Annotated in this window: 1 protein-coding gene; it reads left to right on the top strand. The window is 58.0% G+C overall.

The features are described from left to right. On the top strand, positions 1–226 hold a 226-nt coding region (locus G9G53_RS26100; protein WP_165150925.1), incomplete at both ends, for an AMP-binding protein.

The raw sequence follows: 226 nt of genomic DNA, 5'->3' as shown, positions 1-226 counted from the left end.
AAGGGCTTCAAGACGAAGTACCCGGAGACGAAGCTGATCAATATGTACGGCATTACCGAGACGACGGTTCACGTGACGTATAAGGAAATCACGTGGGTCGAAATGGAGGCGGCGAAGAGCAATATCGGCAAGCCGATCCCGACGCTGAGGGTGTACGTCCTGGATGAAAACCGCCGCCCTGTGCCGATCGGCGTAGCGGGCGAAATGTACGTGGCCGGGGAAGGCC

Origin of the sequence: Paenibacillus sp. EKM206P (genome assembly GCF_011066155.1) — a bacterium.
Classification (GTDB): domain Bacteria; phylum Bacillota; class Bacilli; order Paenibacillales; family Paenibacillaceae; genus Paenibacillus; species Paenibacillus polymyxa_D.
The sequence above is the reverse complement of the archived record's forward strand: the minus strand, read 5'-3'. Positions and strand labels throughout refer to the sequence as shown.